This is a genomic window from Psychromonas ingrahamii 37 (assembly GCF_000015285.1).
Classification (GTDB): domain Bacteria; phylum Pseudomonadota; class Gammaproteobacteria; order Enterobacterales; family Psychromonadaceae; genus Psychromonas; species Psychromonas ingrahamii.
This window is the reverse complement of the sequence record NC_008709.1, coordinates 2,086,850-2,107,204: the sequence shown is the minus strand read 5'-3', so window position 1 is coordinate 2,107,204 and position 20,355 is coordinate 2,086,850. Positions and strand designations below refer to the sequence as shown.

Below are 20,355 nucleotides of genomic sequence, written 5' to 3'. Positions count from 1 at the left end.
ATTCCCTCCAAAAAGTAGCAATGAGCAGCAGCAAAATTTGAGTAAAAACCATTAAGTGTCTTTATTATGAGCATATTAGCTAACCCTTGATTAAACGATTAATACAGGCTAATAACCTGCCGCTGTCAATGCCGCTTTTTTATTCACCATCGAACCTCAGATTTTTATAATAATACTCTTTGTCCCGGTCATTAATTTCACGCAGAATACGGCACGGATTACCGACGGCGATGACGTTTGCAGGGATATTTTTTGTTACTATACTGCCGGCTCCAATGACACTGTTCTCACCAATAGTCACGCCCGGTAAAATGACACAATTTGCGCCGATCCAGACATTATTACCAATATAGACTGGAATATTAAACTGCGCGGCTTTTTTCCGTCGTTCTGGGTCAATGGGATGGCCCGCGGTTGCGATGGTGACGTTAGGTCCAATCATTACATAATGACCAATATATATATGAGTATCATCGACTAAGGTCAAATTAAAATTTGCATAAACGTTGTCACCTAAATGTGTATGCTTGCCCCAGTTAGCATGGAGTGGTGGCTCGATATAACAATTATCTCCTATTTCAGCAAATAACTTGGAAAGAAGAATTTCTCTCTTTTTTACTTCAGTAGGCCGGGTAAAATTAAAGTCATAAAGTGTTTCCAAACATTGCATTTGCTCCGAAACGAGCGCCTGATCATCACAAAAATATACTTTTTGATGATGCATTTTGTCTTTCATGTTCATTATTCCCATAATATCTCTATTAAAATTTAGCTTAATCTCCCGGCAAAATCAGAAAGGAGAAAATAATTAGATTGTTATTGTTAGGCAGGCTTACAGGTACATCATTCTCGCAGTTAAAACCCCATAAAACCTTTCTAAAGGAAATAAGGGGATAATAGTCAACTATTTTTGGCAGGTTTTATAGTCAATCAGCCAAAAATGACAGGTACTGTACTGCTAACTAAATCAGCGCAGTCCTATTGAGAAATTTTCACCAGACTCGGATCGATCCCATACTGACTGGCCAAATATTGTAAATAACCGAGATCTTCACACATACTTTTTCCCGGTTCATCGGATATTTTTGCTATCGGTCGGCCATTAGCGGCGATCATTTTAATCACAATATTTAGTGGCACATTACCCACATCATTGGTCAGATTTGTGCCGATACCAAAGGAGATTTTAGCGCGCCCCTTGAACCGCTTCCAGATTTCCAGCATACGCGGAAAATTTAACCCGTCGCTAAAGACCAGGGTTTTACTGAGCGGGTCAATGCCCATCTGCTGATACATCAAAATGGCCTTTTCAGCCCACACAAACGGACAACCACTATCGTGGCGAAGACCATCGTAAAGTTTACCAAAATAGGGATCGGAAAAATCCCGAATAAAAGAGTCCATTGAATAACAGTCGGTCAGCGCAATCCCCAATCGACCCCGATATTCCTGTACCCAACCCTCAAGTGCCGCTTTCTGGGCATCGGCCAGTCTTGTTACTGCCTGCCAGCTTTGAAACCATTCATGGGCCATAGTACCGATCGGAGGCAAACCTAAGGTGCGTGCAAAATGCAGGCTGCTGGTACCGGAAAAAGACGCCGGTAATTGCTCTTTAAGGGTCAGCAGCACCTCTTCATGCCAGGCTTTGCTCGCTCGCCGCCGAGTGCCGAAATCGGCAAAACTAAAACCAGACAGATCATCCTCAGCTTTCAGATAGGCTATCTTTTCAGCCAGTCTTTCCCGTGCAACCTTCAGATCAATACCGCCACAATTCACAAAAGTATGCAGTTCACTGATAATGGCCAGTGTATAAATCTCCAGCAGAGAGACATGCAGCAATGGCCCGCTAAAGCGCAGGCTAATATCTTCACCTTTCGCCTCGATATGCACAAAGCGCATATCGAGTCGAAAGATACGCAGAAATTCAATAAAATCTGGTTTGATAAAAGAAAAACCAGCCAGATAGTCGAGCTCGGCATCGCTGAAAGAGAGTGTGCAGAGATGCTCAAGCTGACGAAAAATTTCCGGAATCAAGATGCTTAAATCAAGGCCGTTGCGGTTACGACAGGCAAACTTCCACTCGATATCAACAAGGCGGAACTCCGGCGCATGATAATAGGCCTGCAGCATAGTAATTTTATAGAGATCTGTATCCATCAACGACTCAATCAGCCAGTAATCCAGCTTTTTTATACTCATTGCAACTCCATTTCCCCACTGCCTTGAATCAGTTCAGCCCCGGCAGCAGACATTGCCGCACAGGCACTTTTAGTGGTCTCGCTGGCAACTCCCCGGCAAGCGCCAAGATTAACGATCACTTTAAATCCGGCTAGACAAAGTTGCAGTACAGTGATTTTGACACAATAATCGGTTGCCAGTCCCCCGACAATAACAACTTTTATCTGCCGTTTATGCAACCATTCAATCGCTCCAGTGCTTTCACTTTCGCCAAGATCCTGATAGCAAGCGCCATAGGGGTGTTTAAACGGATCAGTGCCCTTTGTAACCAGCAGATCATAGTCTGCCTCGTCCGGCAGTCCCGGAATAAGCTGATTCCCTTCAGTGCCAACCACGCAGTGCGCCGGCCACTTGATATCCAAATTAGGATAATCTCCAGCAACGGGTGTCATTACCTCATCGGTCGAGTTGGCAATCCAAGGCGCTTCGGCAGGGTGACAATCCTTACTGACCAGACGATAAGCTGCAAACTGTGCTTGGGCGTTTAACTGATCAGCAATCTGCTCCCCCTCACTAATAGGTAGCTCGTTGGGACACAATGACGTGAAACCGCGCTGCGGATCGACATCAAAGCTGGCGGTGTTGGATTTATTAATTTTAATCATTGGGGTCTCCTGCCACTGTAAAGCGGTAAAAGCTGGACATATACTTGGCTATCTCAGAGTAAGCTTTACTGTCTATGCTTAACGTATTGTAAATATTGATATTACACCTGTTTTTATGTTGTTATAACACATTCTAATTTAAAAGATGACAGCGACAACACAGTTAACCAGAGCAGATCCAAATAATGGCGTTAAATAAAAATTAGAGGTGCATTCCGAAGCGCGCTAAGGTATGGCGAACCCTTGCCTGTTAGTGTGCGGGTTGCCTTAAGCGCTGACAGATAATCGAAAAATTGCACAAAATTGAATATAGTTGAAAAAAGTATCATTTAGTTTTGAATAAAATTTGGCGTAATAGAGCAGCTTTGAGGCTCCTTGTTTGTCTAAAGAGAGCGTGTTTTTTTAGTCTTAGCGCTAATCGGGCTGTCGAATTTATCTTTTTTAGAAAAAAATAGCGGAGACTGATTAAGTCACTCCACCCACTCATGTGTTTCACCCTTTAAGTCTACCTCACTTTTTCAGCTGAGAGTCGCGCTGCAATGTTACTTCCCCCTAATGCTTGATAGATCGTGGCTTGAGTGCTGAACTGATTATAGCGATTGACAAGCAGTGATTGTTCCGCATTGCGCTGTGTCTCTTTGGCATCTAACCAAGTCTGAATACTCACTGCACCGTGTCGGTATTGGCTTGCGTAGATGCGCTCTACAGCCCTGGCTGTCTCATACTGATAATGCTGGCGTGCAGAGAGGACGTTATCCACTTCTTTAAATGCGCTATACAGCGTTTGCCGATAGGTAACCACTGCTGATTCAACCTCAATGCCCACTATTTTCTGATCCAGTTGCCTCTGTTCCATTGTAGAAAAGGCAGTATTAAGTTGATACCGACTCTGCTGACTAGATTGCTCAGCAGATTCTTCAACGCGATCTAGGAGGACCCGAATGCAGCTGAGAGTGTCAGGGTCGGTAGATAGCCGGCAAAAGTGACTTAAGAAAAGCTTTAATCAGTCACTTAATATAAAAGTACCGTTGGCATTTAAGTCCTGAAAATAAACAGATTGTGGTTTTATTCACTTTTATTTCTGCGTATTTTTAGATTATAAAAAATGCCTATCGCGATAAAATAAAGGTGCGTCAATGAGATAAGCAAACTGACTATCGGCAACTCAATTTGTTCACTGATAGCAAGGGTAAAGGGCTCGAGTATAAGGCCTGTACTGAGGATCAGCACAGCAACGGGATGAAAATGGAATCGCTGACATATCGTTGTCCAGTCAAACAGATCAAACAGGGCGAAGAGAAAAAAAAGAATGCCAATAACGGCGGTCATGGCGTGGGTGGATTGAATTTCTAACAGCATTTTTTAAACCTTAGATGGATTTATGGGGATAATTTTTTAATTTTTCTCTTTAGGAAAAAACTTAATCAGCGCTTAGCAGCCGAGACTTTACGCTATTAGTTATGCGATTGCATTTCCCCGGTCCGCAAGCCAATCTCACACATAAAAAAATAAGTGCTTTTCATGTGCCGAATAATGCCTATTATAGATTCTTTATCGCTCTTGGAAATCAACTATGACCCAATGGACACCCTCAAGCTGGAGAAATAAACCAGTACAACAACTGCCCTCTTACCCTGATCAAGACAAACTTCAACAAACCGAGCACTATTTGGCTAATCAACCCCCTTTAGTCTTTGCCGGTGAAGCACGTGCTTTGCGTGAAGATTTGGCAAAAGTAGCTAAGGGAGAAGCGTTTTTGCTGCAGGGAGGCGATTGCGCAGAAAGTTTTGACGAGTTTCGTACCAGTCATATTCGCGATACTTTTAAAGCCTTAATGCAGATGGCAGTAGTATTAACCTTTGGCGGGCAAAAGCCGGTGGTAAAAATTGGCCGCATTGCAGGACAATTTGCTAAACCGCGTAGCGCTGATATGGAAACCATCAACGGTCTAAGCTTACCTTCCTATCGCGGTGATATTATTAACGGCATTGATTTTAATGAAAAAAGTCGCCTGCCAGATCCACAACGTATGGTGACAGCGTACAACCAATCAACTTCTACCCTTAATTTGCTGCGTGCTTTTGCTCAAGGGGGGCTCGCCGATCTAAATCAAGTTCATCAATGGAACCTGGATTTTATTAAGAAAAGCCCACTTGGTAAGCGTTATGAAACATTAGCCGGTAGTATTGAAGACTCGCTGGCTTTTATGAATGCTTGCGGGATTAATCCCGCTACCGCACCACAGCTGCGCGAAACCACTTTATACACGTCGCACGAAGCTCTGTTACTGCCCTATGAGCAGGCGTTAACCCGTTGCGATAGTCTTACGGGTAAATGGTATGACTGTTCGGCGCACATGCTGTGGATTGGTGATCGTACTCGGCAAATCGACCATGCACATATAGAATTCTTACGCGGGGTCGAAAACCCAATTGGCATAAAAGTAGGCCCAAGTACGGTTCCTGAAGAACTGCTGCGTATTATCGACATTGTTAATCCGAACAACGAAGCGGGCCGTTTGAATTTAATTGTGCGGATGGGCGCAGATAAAGTGGCAGATCACCTGCCAGCACTTATTGGCGCGATCGAGCGCGAGGGTAAAAACGTAGTCTGGAGCTCAGACCCGATGCACGGCAATACTATTAAAGCGCCAAACGGCTACAAAACGCGTCGTGTGAACGATATATTGCGTGAAGTGCAGCAATTCTTTCAAATTCATAAAGCGGAAGGCTCTTACGCAGGTGGGGTTCACTTTGAAATGACCGGCCGTAACGTCACTGAATGTGTCGGCGGCGCTTTCCAAATTACAGAGCATGATCTGGCACAGCGTTACCATACCTACTGTGATCCACGCTTAAATGCCGATCAGGCACTGGAGTTAGCCTTTTTGATTGCAGAACACATTAAAGCTGCGAGATGATGCCCACTCCACTCATCAGGCTGTCTATTTAGGCTCTCTAAAAAATGCATAATAAATAGGAAAAAAGTGGATTTTCTATTCATTAACCCGAATTCGGGATAAGTATTCAGATTAATGAATAAGAAAGAAAAAAGGGGGCCCTGTCCTTGTTATTGAACAATTACGGGCTCGCAATATCGGTGCTAATAATAAGTAAAAATATTTATTAAAATAAAGCTCTTTTAATCTGTCGCTTATTTTTATTTGATGTATGCTCAATATATTAGCTAAAGGAGATAATCCCCTGCTAATAATGGCAGTTTAAAGTGTTATAAAAACAGTTCCAGTCAACCTATCTAACAATAACAAAGGATAAAATCGTGGCTAAAGGACAAGATTCACAAAAATCAGAAAAGAAAAAATCTGAAAAAACACTAAAAGAAAAACGCAATGAAAAACGGGATAAAAAAGAAAATAAAGATAAGATTTAACCCTCAGTAAATACGTTTTTTTAAATAAATAAGGCTAATAAGTGATTCACTGATTAGCCTTATTTTTTACAGTATCAAACTGTTATCATTAATCTTTGAATCCAGCCCCACTAAGTGTTTTTTTAAACTTTGCAGCGGAGAAACCGATGATTTTTAGCCACCCCACTCTTTTGAATACAAGTGATACAACCAAACTACCTAATACCAAATCCACTCATTTTTGATTTCTGCTTATTAATACCAAATATATAACGAGTCAGTCTGCCTTACAGTTCTTTTAGCATCCAAACATCACAACCGTTGTGTATGGTCCCTGGTAATGGTTTATCCAGAAACTGAAACCCTAACTTTTTATATAAAGCAATAGCCGATTTCATACTGGTCAGGGTATCCAAATAACAGTGCTTATAGCCTTTACTTTTGGCATATTCGAGGCACTCTTCCGTCAATTTTTTGCCAATGCCTAACCCTCGGCTTTCCGGTAAAAGAAATAACTTTCGTAATTCACAAATTTCATTACTGTTATTAAAAGCAGCAATACCACTACCACCGACGATATCACCTTCTATACTTGCAACAAGATAGCGACTGGCGTTTTCATTTTTATAATGCTGGCTCATGGTCTTAACTTCAGAGTCCGAAGGACCAAATCCTTCACCAATGGCTCCGTATTCCCTGCCGACTTTTTTAATGATGTCGCACACTGTCATATCGTGCTGTGATTTTATTTCTTCGATTGTATAATTCACTTTATATCTCCTGAGCTTGTGCAGATAAGACCACGACAGCCAAAATGCATCCAGTTGTTAAGTATTCTTACATAAATTTCCCGGCATTTTGAGCAGTTTACTCAATAAAGATGCTCTTTAATATCAGAAAACTTTCGGGTGAGCACTTAGCTGCCAAACTCATTTAAAGCCGTTGTAGCCATTTCAGATTTTTCAGCTTGTGCAAAAAAATGATCGTGATAGTAAGCAGCTATTACGTTAGCGCTGATCTTTTTTTCGACCAGCTTACTTGCAACGGCAGCCGTTAAACCAATGGCTTCAAGACTGAAATAAACCATTAATGTAATGCATTTAAAGACAGCCTCATATTTCAGATGTGCTTTTTCTGCATTCACTTTGCTTACGAAAAGCATTAAACCTTCGAATTCAAGATAGACGCTAAGGGTGAAATTTCAGCATAATCACCGTATTGCGCTCCCTCAATAGTACAAAAAACATATTCTTCATCCTGCCTTACTGCCTCCATTGAAGCCAGTAACTTAATTAAGTTACTCTCCCCCACCACAATAATCTCCTTGATAGCTTATCAGTCTATGGAATTTCTGATTTCTGCCTGTCTGCTAAAAAAACAAGGTAGTTTATATTCACTTGAGATTCAATGGATTGCTCTCTTTTTAATAACCGGCTGATTATATTGAGTTATAAATTGTGTACTGATTGCCACTCTGTCCTTTTTTTTGTGCAAATAAAGCGCTAACGACAGCCACTCACTTTATTATTTTATTGACATTTTTAGTAACTAGCTCATATTCGATAGACTGTCTGCTATCAGTGAACAGTAACAGGCCTTTACTTTTTAAGTTGATCAAAAATACCCTTTATTTACTAACAACGAATAACGCTACGCATATAAAAAAAACCAATATTTTCGCTATACTGATGAAGTAGCGTTAGGCAATATGCCCATTATCATTTGCCTCGTTTGGGATAGGTTTTCAAGGGGACTCACGGATTCGAACGGCCTATCCAAGGAAACCGAAGCGACTGTAAAAATGCGGGAAAATAAAAGCCCCTTACACAGTTTCTGAATATTATCTTTAGTGAGCGCAAATATACAAGTAAGGCCTTAAATTAGGCAACAGTGAGTCTGCCAGCATTGATTTTTCAATCATGGCCAGCAGCAGTCACCGAGCAGTTAATAAAACATTAAATTTAAAGGCTGCAAAGCCGGTATCACCGAGGCACTCCCCATGACAGAAGCCGTTAATGAAAAAGAAAAACTTATTCAAAAGCGCAAGAAAGAGAAACTTGCTGACGAGCTAATCATCGCCAATCTTGCTGGTGAACTGGTGATTGCCGCTTCTAAACTTGCCAGCGCCAATAAAGAGCTGACATTTCAAAATAACGAAAAAGAAAAGCGTACTGCCGAACTTGCCATCGCCAATAAAGAGCTGACATTTCAAAATAACGAAAAAGAAAAACGGGCGGCTGAGCTTGCCATCGCCAATAAAGAGCTGACATTTCAAAATAACGAAAAAGAGAAGCGTACTGTCGAACTTGCCATCGCCAATAAAGAACTTAGTATTGCCGCCATCGTTTTCGAATCCCAAGAAGGCATGATGGTGACCGATGCCAGCAAGATTATTCTTCGAGTGAATCATGCTTTTACTCATATTACAGGTTATAGCAGCGATGATGCTGTCGGTCAGACACCCAGTCTGCTTAAATCAGGCATGCACAATAAAGCGTTCTACGCTACCATGTGGAAGAAAATCAACAGCACCGGGTTGTGGGAAGGTGAGATCTTGACTCGTCGCAAGAATGGCGAAATCTATCCGGAATATCTGCGCATTACGGCCGTTAAAAATGCGCAGGGCATTGTCACCAACTACGTAGCGACACGCACTGATATCACCGCGAGTAAAGCGGCATCGAATGAAATCGAGAAGCTCGCTTTCTATGATCCCCTTACGCAGTTACCTAACCGCCGTCTTTTTATTGACCGGCTAAATCAAGCGTTAGCTTTAAGTACCCATAGTCGTCAGCGAGGCGCGCTGCTGTTTCTCGACTTGGATCAGTTTAAAACACTGAATGACACTCTGGGACATGATATTGGTGATTTGCTGTTAAAAAAAGTGACAGAGCGCCTGAGTGCCAGCCTTCGAGAAAGCGATACTGTCGCCCGTTTTGGCGGTGATGAGTTTGTGGTGCTATTGGAAAACCTGAGCACATATAGCATTGAAGCGGCAGCTCAAACTAGAGATATCGCGACAAAAATCAGCCTCTCACTCAACCAACCTTATCAACTTCTTGATCACGTTTACCATAACACCCCGAGCATAGGCGCCACATTGTTCATTGGCCATCAACTGACGGCAGAGGAATTGTTAAAACAGGCAGATATTGCGATGTATCAATCCAAGGCCCAAGGCGGTAATACCCTGCGCTTTTTTGACCAAATGATGCAGAAGGCTATCATTGCTCGTGTTGATCTTCAAAATGAGCTACGGCAAGCCATTAAGCAGCAGCAATTTCAATTATATTATCAAATACAAGTGGATAGCAACAGTCAGCCTTTAGGTGCCGAAGTCTTAATTAGTTGGCAGCATCCGGAACGTGGCAGAATTTCCCCACGGCACTTTATTCCTTTGGCGGAAGACATAGGGTTGATTCTGCCAATTGGGCAATGGGTGCTGGAAACAGTTTGTGCGCAGCTTAAAACATGGCAGGAAGATCCTCTCACTGAGGATCTCGTGCTTGCCGTCAATGTGAGTGCCAAGCAATTACATCAAGTTGACTTTGTGGAGCAAGTGATCGCCACTCTGCAACGCCATAGCACTAATCCGGCACGACTCAAACTAGAGCTAACAGAAAGCATACTGCTTAATAACATTACTGATATTATTGCCAAAATGAAAGCGCTCAACAAGATAGGCATTCGTTTCTCATTAGATGACTTTGGTACCGGCTATTCATCTTTGCAATATCTGAAAATGCTGCCGCTAGATGAATTGAAAATAGACCAGTCATTTGTACGTAATATTGCCACCGACAGCAGTGACAGAGCGATAGTGCACACCATTATTACGATTGCCTCCAGCCTGGATATGAACGTTATCGCTGAGGGTGTAGAGACCAATGCGCAACGTCTGTTTCTGCAGAAAAAAGGCTGCTTACGTTATCAAGGTTATTTATTTAGCAAACCAGTGCCGATTAAAGAACTTGAGGCTATTTTGAAAAGGCTGAACACAATACCCTTACCGGATAAAAAATAAAAGTGCGGTTTAGCGCTTACCTTTTGGCTCTACTTACCTTTTGACTATAGAGTAAGGCTTAGCAGCCTATTGATTAAAAATAGAAAAATTAAATCCGGCAAAAGAGTCAATTATTTTATCGTTTCCAGAAGACGTTAATTAACGCGCCCGTCAGAACCAAAGTGCCCCCTATAATAGTTGTGCTAGCAGGTATTTCACTAAAATAAGCCCAGCCAATAAAGACTGAAAATAGAACTTGCACGTACGCATAAGCCGTTGCTTTATTTGCATCTGCGCTATGCAAAGCTTTAGTTAAACCTATTTGACCTATTTGCGTAAATATACCCACCAGCATCAAGACACCCAATGCCGCTAAGCTGGGTACAATAAAGTCACTGCCTAATAAAAAAACAGAAATAGGCAGTGCGATAATTGGAAAATAAAAAACAATCACCGAGCTATCCTCGGTTTTGGTGAGCTTCTTAACAATAACATAAGCGACTGCGCTGCCAAAAGCGCCTAATATCGCGGCACCAATACTTAACCATGGATATTGCGTCATATTATCCTGCAGGAAATTAGGCTGAATCATAATAAACAAGCCCAATAAACTCAATACAATACAAGTAAGCGTTGAACGCTGTATATTTTCTTTTAAAAATAGTAATGCCAGTATTGCGGTAAACACCGGGTGTAAATACTGCAGGATAGTGGCTTCTGCTAGCGGTAGCGTTGTAATGGCATAATAGATAAGCATTAAGGCAACTGCCCCGACTGCGCCGCGGGCGATAAGCCAGGGTTTATTATTCCCCCAGACCGAGATTCGTTTACGCTTAACATCAGCATAACTAATTATCGCTGAAACAATTGCTCTTGCCGCAACAATCTCAAGTACCGGGATACTGTAGGCAGTATTCGCTATTTTGACACAGGTCGCCATCAAGGCGAAACCAAGCGCAGATAGCAGCATATACCAAGCACTGATTGGCACTGTTTTTTTTAACCTTGCATACATGTAATGATTAATCCGAAATGAAGTTGGTGAAACTCAGCATAAATCCCCCTTGATCTGGGGCAACTAAGGAGGCTAGAAAATTTTTCATTTTTAGCCTATCAGTTTAAAATAAAAACTAAGGTAGTTTATATTGAGTGAATATTCAATGGATTACTCTGTTATCAATACAGAACTGATTAAATTGACTTATAAATCAGCTTATTGAGATAGATTGGCAGTATTATTTGATATTAGAAGGCTTAGCATCTCACTTAAGCTAAGGTATTTTGTATTCTCAACCAGGCAAGACATCTTTTGCTGCGCCAGCATCATATTTTTTACAATTTAATTCATACCCTAACATTGAACAACGCCCTCTTTTCGTTGTTACCCAGGGTCTACTGATAAAAGGGGGATTATGCCTGATATGCTGAAAATGAGCGCAGCGTAATTCAGCTACCCAATCATTTTCTTGATCTTTATGATATCCGATAATTGCTTGTTTCATTAATCTACATAATCTTATTAAGGGGGGAAGTAATCATGGGCTAAAATAACGAACCAAGTAAGACCAACTGTTCTTACTGCCGTTTAAATTAATTATCAGACAGACTACTTAGCGCGCCTGCCCACGGATTTCACGCTATTTTTTTTGTTATAATTATCTTCTGTATCGTATAAGACATGATCAGAAATACTGCTAATATTGATGCCAATTCCAAAAAGTTTTTTCTGAATTAGCCTGTTTAATTCGTGATTGCTTGCCGTTGCCATAAAGCGGTGGAGGTTCTCATTGCTATCAAAAACACACACTACTTTTAAGCTTTTAGGAAAATGAGCGTAGTTAACTAAATGCGTTACCCATTGAAATCCCGCAACTTCCTTTAATGCATACTCGCATACCTCAGTTAAAGCGACCCTGAGCTGATTATCTAATTTTTTATCCGTTTTACGCATTTTTATGCATCTTTATCTGCTTTATACATAGTTTCATAGTTACCAACACGGGTTTAATGAGCAATAAAATAGTTGGCTAAAGCTAGCCAACTATTTTCTGTGCTGCTTTATTAGATGGTTATGTTTTTTTATGACTACCATCACAAAGGGGTTGTGATGCAGTTTGTTTACAGCCACAAAAAAACACTTTTTTAGATTCTGTCGCGGTAAATCTTACGGGCGAAAATTCAGAACCTTGATGAGAACCATCACAAAAAGGTTGCTTCTCACTTTTACCACAAGCACACCAATTATATTTTTTACCTTCTTCAACTTCTACTGCAAAAGGCGTATCAGATACTCGTACTGCTTTAGTCATGATAATTCTCCATCAGTTGATATAAACTAATCGCCCTGTTCAGCAGCGATTAAATTGGTGCTGTTTTTATGGCTGGTTATAATCAGCAAAAAACAGCGACGACCGAACTCAAAATGAGTCCAGAAACTTTGATATTTTAACGGGTTAAAAATAATCAGCCTGATTAAAAGACAACCCTGAATATCGTTTTAACTTGCAGCTAACCGAGTTTATTTTGCTTTTTTATCAACTAAGCCACTTAAATTCGACACTGCAAGCGCAGCGCCCGTTATTGCCTTATTCGGCTCACATCAGCCATTTCCACCAGATAAATAGCGCTAGAAAACCAAATAAGTAAGTTAAGCCTAACCAGGATAACACTTTCATTTTTTTGGTTAATGCCAGCCCAACGGGTAAGTTACTGCCGTTGACCAGCTTATAGTTAAGCAAAGCAAAAATAGGCGTGGTCATAAAAGCTAATACCATCGCAAAATTCAGCATCGCCATCAATGATGAAACAAAAAACAAGATAACCGCCATCGCACAAGCGCTGATTAATAACATCCAACTATTATGGCGAGGTTCATCGTTCGAGTGTTGCAGCAGTGCTTTAGCTTCTGCAAGTGCACGCGCATAACCATCAATAACGGTAATAGTACTACCAAAAATACAACCAAAGGCAATCACTGCAATCAACATTTTAGACCATTCACCAATAGTACTGGCATACATACCCACCAGTTGATGTGAAAAAGCAATGCCTGACTTCTCTAAACTGTCTGTATGACCGTGCAAAACTAACGCGCCAAGCGCTAAAAATGCGATAGCTAATAAGGCAGTAATAATATATCCCACGTTAAAATCAAACAAAGCAGATTGATTGGTTACTTTGATCTCTTTGCATTGTCGTTTTAACCATAGCGATGTTAAGCAGGAGATTTCAATCGGCGCCGGCATCCAGCCCATCATAATCACAATAAATCCGATGGAAGCAATGCTCCATGCCGAAGGGGGATTAAAGTCAGCAGGCACAGCTTGTACCTGATTCGCAGCGACCACCACCGCAATAAGTGTGGTCACCGTTAAGACTCCCATTATGATTTTCGCTAAACCTTCTAAGGCATTAAAGTGGCCACGTAATAAAATTGCCAAACAGGCAATAATAACAATAGCTGATAACACCGGGAGTGATAAATCAAAAGGTAGAAATATACCTAATAAACTGGCACTAAAGATAGTTAACGCGGCAGTATTAATCACGGCTGACATAGCGGTTAACAAGGTAAACAACCACAAATAACCTTTACCCATATCTGCATAACCGGCGATCAAACTTTGCCCCGTGCCCATAGTATAAGTAACACCCGCTCTGAAAAATGGATATTTAAGAAAATTCACCAGTAAAATCAGCAGCGCTAATTGCCAACCAAAAATAGCCCCAGCTTTAGTTGAAGCTACAAGGTGTGAGCCACCAACAGCAGCGGTTGCCATCATGATCCCGGGACCAAGCGATTGAAGGAGGTGGCTGAGTTTACTTTTGTGTGGGGTATCTAATGTTGCGCTATTTTCCATGAACTATTCCTAAATAATTTAAATGTATCATAGAAAAACACAACGAGCAAAACAACGTAATAACCCTGACTATAAAATTGATATAACTTCATAAAAATTAAGTTAAATATAGAAAAATACAGGAAAAAAATGAGTTTTACAGAGCAACAAATTAGCGATTTAAGTGCGAATGATAACGTGGATAATAAACGTTTTAAATATTTATTATCCATCGCAGAGAATCCAACAATAGGATTAAGTTGTGGCTGAGTGCAACTTAATCCTTATTCCACTCAAGCAATGCTGACGATTACGCCTGTGCAAAAGTTTGAATTTCAGGAAAGCGTCCAGTCCAACCAGTATTCATACTTTCCGTCATGACCTATGGATGTCCAATAAGTGTCCGGTGCATCATACATACCACCACTGAAAAGGGCACCGGGACCTGACAACTCTAAAATCATATTCCCCGGTTTAAATGGATCATCATGCCAAGCGCCTGAAATCCAGTCAAACACTTGCTCAAGAATATACGCCGCTAATTTAGCAGCCACGAAGCCGATAGCGGCTCCCAGTGGACCACCTGCTGCAAGCTCCCCCACCGGTAGCGCCTTTTCAAGCGCCTCCTTTACTATTGGTCTTACTTTTTCCATAAGTCCATACAATATTTTAGAATAGTCGCCACTATCAACTTCGATCAAAACAAAGGTGGCAAGAAACGCTTTTGGCCAACCATTGTCCGAATTGATTGGCGTGGCGACCAAGCCGCGTGGACTCGTCCAGTTATTCCATTCATTGTCATCCCAGCCCCCTTCCAGATCAACCAATCCAAATTTATATACATTTTCGCCCGCAGGGCCAATCTCGATTAAACTCCCGCCCATTTTTATTTCATCAAAACCTGCCTCACCACCTGTCCATTCTTTTCCAGTTTCATCAATGCAATGGAGCTTCACACAACGCAACGTCAGGGTTGAAACGTCAGGGTTTGCCAAATAAGCACCAGAATGCGGATACCAATGAATTTCACCGCCTTCAAAGCGGTTATATTTACCTTTACCATCCATAAGCGTTTCTTCGTCGCTCACGGGATAACCTAACGAGCTTTGCTCCCATCCAAGTTCTTGCCATTTTGAACGGATAGCGCCATGAACCTCATGCGCACCAGTCTTTGGTGACCAGTAGATAGAACCATGCTGAAAATGATTGTAAAGACCTATTTTATCGGGTGCTCGTAGCTGGTCCGTAATGGGGTAGCCAAGAAAGCTTTTTTCCGATCCTAGTTTCTTCCATTTTTCCAGAATTGATTCGGCAACCTCATGTGCCCCGGACTGAGGTGTCCAGTAGATTGAAGCCCGATCAAAATGGTTATACCGTCCTATCTTATCAGGTGTAATACTCTCATCTATTTTTGGCAGGCCCAAATAACTGTCGGGTCCCCCAAGCGCATAATACTTAGACCAAATTGCGCCATGCACTTCACAAACAGTCTCTTCATTCCAAAAAATAGCACCGTATTCATAACGAGCCCACCATCCATGCCATGCCATTTGTTTTCCAAGCAGCCCTGTGTCTCCGCCTAATGTTTTATGTTTTTCCGAAATAACATTGGTGAAAACCCTTGGTTTGCGTTTGATCTCAAATTCGAGCTTATTGCGCAATTTAAGCATGTCTTTCGAGGGTGTTTTTGTAATATCCACGGAAGAAGTTCTTAGCTTTCCTTTGAAAGTATTCGCGCGCTCATTAAAAAGGTCATCGGTGCTCAAACCTATATTTTCTCGACGATTGAGCGCTTTTACTTGATTTTGTATAGATACTTTCGAACTAAAATCAATGCCGGTCAAATAACCCAGCCGTCGGTCTTGCGGCTTATGAAATACATTTATTTTTGGCAAAGCAAGCATGTGAGCCGCTGTTTTTTTCTCGTCCGATAGACGTTGAAATAACGGTTCCAAGATAGTTTCGAAAGATTGCTCCGTTGGCATCTGGAATGTAGTGGGATCAAAATGATTCAAGACCACTTTGTCTAATCCAAGCCTAACCTGATTTGCGATGTCATCAGCTAATTGCTTCAATGTTGCATTTTTTGGCGCTACATATTGTGATTCACGGATAGTAATCATTGCTTATCCCCTTTCTCTTTTCATTCATCGCTGAATAGATTTATCAAGCATCTTATCCTCACAAAACCGCCGAGACCTTCAGCAATCATACGGAATTTATGATCAATATTGCGATCGTTCCAACGAGTATTTGCGGCTTGTAAAAGAGCCAAAGCATGGCCGGCGGTATTCAAAATAAAGCATATGATTACAAATCATAGATTAAAAAATGAAATTGACAGGGATTTATAAAAAAAGTAATACGATAACCTCAACCTTTGAAAAGACTGGGCAGCCAAGGTTTATGGTTAAGTTTAATCGAAGGCTTGAGTAAATAATAATTTCGATGGGGGTCTGAGAGGCGTTCAATGAAACTGTAGAATTTCTCTATATTTCATACCTTCTAGTACGCTGAATAGCATTTACCCACACAGATAGCATTATCTGTTTTTTCAATATCAGACATCATTAAATATTACTTTTATGCGCATTGCCCCTATGGCGAGCACAGAGAAATGCTGGAAATCAAAAGATTATTAAATATAACCTTTTGATTTTAAAGTCCCATAAAAAAAACTCAGCAGTTAAACAACTTGAGGCTAACGGTGCAAATGTAAAATTTTATCGATACCCAGAAGTTTAGATCCTTTATCGAATAAAGAATTTCGCCTTTAATTGTCTACTGATTTATCTCGGTGTACTGGCTTTCCTAGATTAGCGCGTACTGAAATCTTCACTTTTAGTAGTCCAGTTCAGCTTGATGTTTTTGTATAAAATCAGCCCATTTAGTCGGTTTTTTGCCGGTTATTTCAAAGAAATTATCAAATGTTTCATTAGCATTAGGAATTGTGCCTGCTGCATGGCGTTTCCAATGGTTATAGACACAGCCCATATAGGTCATTTCCGCACCTGAATCTTGCATCGCCTGTAAAAATATTTCAGGAGACAAGGCTTCATAGCGGAAAGGTTTGCCAATAATAGCCGTCATTAGCGCAGCTAATTCGTCAAAGGTTTTGGCATCATACCCAAGCCGGTATGTCTTGCCGGCATGTTTTTCAGGATAGGCTAAAGCCAAAGCTGCCACTTGCGCCAGGTCATCAACATCGACCCAACTCAGCGATGCTCGGTCAACATAGGCATTAATCACCCCGTCAATTATTGCCTTTTTATTGCCATAGCTTAAAAGGTTTTGCATAAAGTCCTGAGGACGTAAATGCGTAAAAGAAAATCCGCCCCACTCTATATATCTTTCCACCAGCTGATGCCAGGCCCAATGCCCAACTGTGGTATCATCTGGCCCGCAGGCACCAAGATGCACCACATGCTTAATTCCCGATCTTCGGGCATTATCCAGCAACACTTTGCTTTGTAATAGCATATCAACCGTGTAGCCGGTCATCATAAACAGCCTGTCGATCCCTTCAAAAGCCCCCAGATGCGTACTGTCATCATCGAAATCAAGAATCACAGTGGCAATGCCTTTGTCGTGAAACACGGTTGCTTTAGCCTGTGTACGTACCGCTGCAATCACTTCAATATCTTTTTGCAACAATAAATAATTCAGTGCTTTCCCACCCACCTGTCCGGTTGCGCCGGTGATTAATATTTTTGGAATTTTTTTAGACATAGTTATCATCCAGTATTGATTATTTATGAGTAGTAATTAATAGTGTTAAAAAATTTAAGTTCGCATTATTATTTTACATCTCAAGTCTTTTATTTTAAATAAACTGAATAAGAAAAATAAGTACTCTTATTTAAGTCCGAAAGCACTAGGAAATTAGCGTAATACATCAGCATCCGTTCGAGCCACTTCCCCGAGTATGTCCTATAAATAGGTATAACCACGGGACTAATACTTTTGCTGTGTTTAATCGCTTCTGGCAGATCACGCCCCAGCACAAACTGGCGTCTCATTCCCATCATTGCCTGATCGAAGGCGGCACGTACTGCCGCTTGATCATTAAATGCAGCCTATCAGCGCCACCCTCTTTTCTCAACCGGTTTGATAAGCTTGCCCGTCACAAACAGCCTAAGGCTAGCAGCATTAACCACCGGGAACTTGGACTCATCAAGGCAATCTGCACAGGTAATTTTATCTTCAATCAGGGCATCAATACTCTACTTGTCCGGCACTCAAGCAGCGCTTCGGCCAGGCACATAAGGACTGGTTATTTAGCCCGTACACAAAAAATATTTCAATTATTGTCGGCGCAGCTTCTGTTCGCAAAACGCCCACCAATTCAGCCGCACGCGCGGAAATAGATATTCACTCTTCAATAGAAAGCCGAGTATCGGCCACCAAGATATTAATGACATCTGTTTCATCGGCCGGATGTGAAGCCGAATTTTTTCACGGCATGCACACATCGACAGTCATTTATTAGCCCCCATATACCTTATCCTCTTTCCCTGTGGCTTGTGTCCTAAAACCTAAGTCACTGTAAACTGAGTTTTGATGACGCCAAACGGAATTTCGCACAAGCGAATCTAATAAACCCGCAGGCTATCATTACAACCAGCAGTTCAGCTGATTACTCGAGCTATGGTTATAAAATTCTTTACCCAAAACCTCGACACTTAAGGGTTAGCAATATAACCAATTTATTTTAAAATCGTATAAACAATCCCCAAGCAGTTAAATAACTTGAGGCTAACTATAAAAAGAAAAATTTCAATTACCATAACGCTATGAATTATCTAAGTTTTTGAAATTATATAAAGGAAAAATAAGCGCACTGACGGATCAACATCGGGGGATTACAATGAAAAATAAAATTAATAGACTTAATCGGTTTTTGCTAGGGGCTGGTCATCATTAACATCAAACACAGCAAATAAGTGATCAGTCAATATTTCTTACAAAAAATAAACCGCATGAAGGGTTATAAAGGCTGGAGGCAATATACCTCCGGCGACCCTATGATATGCACAGTGTAATAGGCATTAATTTATTCATAAACAGGCGCATCGAAATTATGCCCTTCATCTGTATATGCATTAACTATAACATCTTCAACTAAACCAGACTCTGCTTGCACTTGAGTTGCAAAAAAGTGCTGAATTTGCTTTCTACGGCCATGAGCGGACCATGCTTGTGCATTTTTCCAGATTTCATTAAATACAATAGTGTACTCGTTTTTTGTTGCACTAGGATGCTCTATTTGGCGAGTCAGCGTATATTGGATACAGCCTTCCTCCCGATAAGCATCCGGTTCGAGAGCCTGGAGGATTTTAAAAAGCTCCGCTTCTTTTCCTTCTTTTGCCTTAAATTGGGCTAAAACATAGACTCGAGTAGTCATGATATTTCCTTTCTCTTGAGATAAGAGATGAGATAGTAAACGACTAAATAGGTAAAAGCCAAGAGAAACAGGACACTTAAGACATGAGCACATAAAAGGAGGCGGTAGAATTTATCATTGTCAGCCCGTCTATATAAAATATAAACCCCATTAATTTGCATTTTATTGATATTCAATAAGTTAATTCGGTTTTTAATAAATGATTGCTTTTAAACTCCCATAAAAAATCCTCCAAATTTTGACAGGATGAGGGATGATTATCTATCTGCAAGATCGTTCAAATTTGATTAAAAGCGCTTCGATAGGTGTTGCCGGCAGTTAAGCAATTTGAGGCTAACAATAAAAGTGGAAAAATTTAGATGCTTTGTCTTTTGCTAACGGCCTTATCATTACAAATCTAACATTTAGAAAATGACCCTACTATGGAACAACGCAAACAGCAGATGCAAAGCTTGATTGCACAACTACTCGATTGAACAACCTGACAAAATACGGATAAAGCCAGTACCAACAAAAAACAAGTCGACTTTGCAGCGCTTATTAGGCAAACAAAGTATCGACGATTGATTTCCACTTGCAGAAGAGCGATATATCACTCCTGATGACTAAACTGCAGAGATTAGGACGACGATAAACTTAATCACATTGCTCTGCTGGTCTCTCTATTTGGTTCCGTGATGGAGCCAAAAACTGATCAGTATATTGAATAATTGGTAGTAATAGTCAGTGCCATTTTACTCTGGGTAAATGTTAAATAACTGAGTTTCATATATACCCATGTTACTTCAAGATGCTTTGTAAGGCGCAAGCTCGGAGACCAGAGCAAGACGCAACATGACCTTTCGAGCGATTAACTGCGTTAATCCTCTAGTGGTAGATGCAAATGCAAGCATTTAC

General features: G+C 41.1%; 18 protein-coding genes. 2 read left to right on the top strand and 16 right to left on the bottom strand.

Translation table 11 applies throughout. The features are described 5' to 3' along the window. Positions 1 to 139: 139 nt before the first annotated feature. From PING_RS09055 to PING_RS09035, 5 genes are all read right to left on the bottom strand, one after another. Entirely contained in the window at positions 140 to 736 is a 597-nt protein-coding gene (locus tag PING_RS09055; RefSeq protein ID WP_011770075.1) for a sugar O-acetyltransferase, read from the bottom strand. Positions 737 to 978: 242 nt separating this feature from the next. Next, on the bottom strand, positions 979 to 2,199 hold the full coding sequence (gene pncB, locus PING_RS09050) for a nicotinate phosphoribosyltransferase (RefSeq protein ID WP_011770074.1): 1,221 nt from the start codon (positions 2,197 to 2,199) through the stop codon (positions 979 to 981). Further along, positions 2,196 to 2,843: an isochorismatase family protein gene (locus tag PING_RS09045; protein WP_011770073.1), complete on the bottom strand. Its 648-nt coding sequence runs from the start codon at positions 2,841 to 2,843 to the stop codon at positions 2,196 to 2,198. Before PING_RS09045 ends, pncB begins: the two co-directional genes overlap by 4 nt. 505 nt (positions 2,844 to 3,348) lie before the next feature. Beyond that, on the bottom strand, positions 3,349 to 3,699 hold the full coding sequence (locus PING_RS09040) for a hypothetical protein (RefSeq protein WP_011770072.1): 351 nt from the start codon (positions 3,697 to 3,699) through the stop codon (positions 3,349 to 3,351). A gap of 209 nt (positions 3,700 to 3,908) precedes the next feature. Next, entirely contained in the window at positions 3,909 to 4,202 is a 294-nt protein-coding gene (locus PING_RS09035; RefSeq protein ID WP_011770071.1) for a hypothetical protein, read from the bottom strand. Between the two features lie 214 nt (positions 4,203 to 4,416). On the opposite strand from PING_RS09035, the gene PING_RS09030 reads away from it, so the two are divergent. After that, the gene (locus PING_RS09030) at positions 4,417 to 5,763 is read left to right on the top strand and encodes a class II 3-deoxy-7-phosphoheptulonate synthase (RefSeq protein ID WP_011770070.1); all 1,347 of its coding nucleotides are present in this window, start codon (positions 4,417 to 4,419) and stop codon (positions 5,761 to 5,763) included. A gap of 736 nt (positions 5,764 to 6,499) precedes the next feature. Here PING_RS09030 and PING_RS09025 read toward each other — a convergent pair. The 3 genes from PING_RS09025 to PING_RS21375 all read right to left on the bottom strand — a co-directional run bounded on the left by PING_RS09025 (position 6,500) and on the right by PING_RS21375 (position 7,526). Continuing rightward, on the bottom strand, positions 6,500 to 6,982 hold the full coding sequence (locus PING_RS09025; RefSeq protein ID WP_041766285.1) for a GNAT family N-acetyltransferase: 483 nt from the start codon (positions 6,980 to 6,982) through the stop codon (positions 6,500 to 6,502). A 146-nt stretch (positions 6,983 to 7,128) separates the two neighbouring features. Then, entirely contained in the window at positions 7,129 to 7,356 is a 228-nt protein-coding gene (locus PING_RS21380; protein WP_232279418.1) for an ACT domain-containing protein, read from the bottom strand. A gap of 17 nt (positions 7,357 to 7,373) precedes the next feature. Then, the gene (locus PING_RS21375; RefSeq protein WP_232279417.1) at positions 7,374 to 7,526 is read right to left on the bottom strand and encodes an ACT domain-containing protein; all 153 of its coding nucleotides are present in this window, start codon (positions 7,524 to 7,526) and stop codon (positions 7,374 to 7,376) included. A gap of 685 nt (positions 7,527 to 8,211) precedes the next feature. Here PING_RS21375 and PING_RS09015 point away from each other — a divergent pair. After that, positions 8,212 to 10,236 (top strand): putative bifunctional diguanylate cyclase/phosphodiesterase, encoded by a 2,025-nt coding sequence (locus PING_RS09015; RefSeq protein WP_011770069.1) that lies wholly within the window; start codon positions 8,212 to 8,214, stop codon positions 10,234 to 10,236. A 115-nt stretch (positions 10,237 to 10,351) separates the two neighbouring features. Here the strand turns inward: PING_RS09015 and PING_RS09010 are convergent, their stop codons facing one another. The 8 genes from PING_RS09010 to PING_RS08975 all read right to left on the bottom strand — a co-directional run bounded on the left by PING_RS09010 (position 10,352) and on the right by PING_RS08975 (position 19,458). Continuing rightward, positions 10,352 to 11,230, bottom strand: a complete 879-nt coding sequence (locus PING_RS09010; protein ID WP_011770068.1) for a DMT family transporter — start codon at positions 11,228 to 11,230, stop codon at positions 10,352 to 10,354. Positions 11,231 to 11,504: 274 nt separating this feature from the next. Beyond that, on the bottom strand, positions 11,505 to 11,717 hold the full coding sequence (locus PING_RS09005; protein ID WP_011770067.1) for a DUF3565 domain-containing protein: 213 nt from the start codon (positions 11,715 to 11,717) through the stop codon (positions 11,505 to 11,507). Between the two features lie 104 nt (positions 11,718 to 11,821). Continuing rightward, the gene (locus tag PING_RS09000) at positions 11,822 to 12,166 is read right to left on the bottom strand and encodes a hypothetical protein (protein WP_011770066.1); all 345 of its coding nucleotides are present in this window, start codon (positions 12,164 to 12,166) and stop codon (positions 11,822 to 11,824) included. A gap of 118 nt (positions 12,167 to 12,284) precedes the next feature. Continuing rightward, entirely contained in the window at positions 12,285 to 12,524 is a 240-nt protein-coding gene (locus tag PING_RS08995) for a CDGSH iron-sulfur domain-containing protein (protein WP_011770065.1), read from the bottom strand. A 285-nt stretch (positions 12,525 to 12,809) separates the two neighbouring features. Beyond that, positions 12,810 to 14,075, bottom strand: coding sequence for an NRAMP family divalent metal transporter (locus PING_RS08990; protein ID WP_011770064.1), 1,266 nt, complete (start codon positions 14,073 to 14,075; stop codon positions 12,810 to 12,812). A gap of 314 nt (positions 14,076 to 14,389) precedes the next feature. Next, a complete protein-coding gene (locus PING_RS19465; protein WP_011770063.1) occupies positions 14,390 to 16,177 on the bottom strand; it encodes an LGFP repeat-containing protein in 1,788 nt (595 codons plus the stop codon). A 718-nt stretch (positions 16,178 to 16,895) separates the two neighbouring features. Next, positions 16,896 to 17,783 carry an NmrA family NAD(P)-binding protein gene (locus PING_RS08980; RefSeq protein WP_041766281.1) on the bottom strand — a complete coding sequence of 296 codons (888 nt, stop codon included), beginning with the start codon at positions 17,781 to 17,783 and terminating at the stop codon, positions 16,896 to 16,898. Positions 17,784 to 19,107: 1,324 nt separating this feature from the next. Next, positions 19,108 to 19,458, bottom strand: a complete 351-nt coding sequence (locus PING_RS08975) for a putative quinol monooxygenase (RefSeq protein WP_011770060.1) — start codon at positions 19,456 to 19,458, stop codon at positions 19,108 to 19,110. Positions 19,459 to 20,355: the final 897 nt, after the last annotated feature.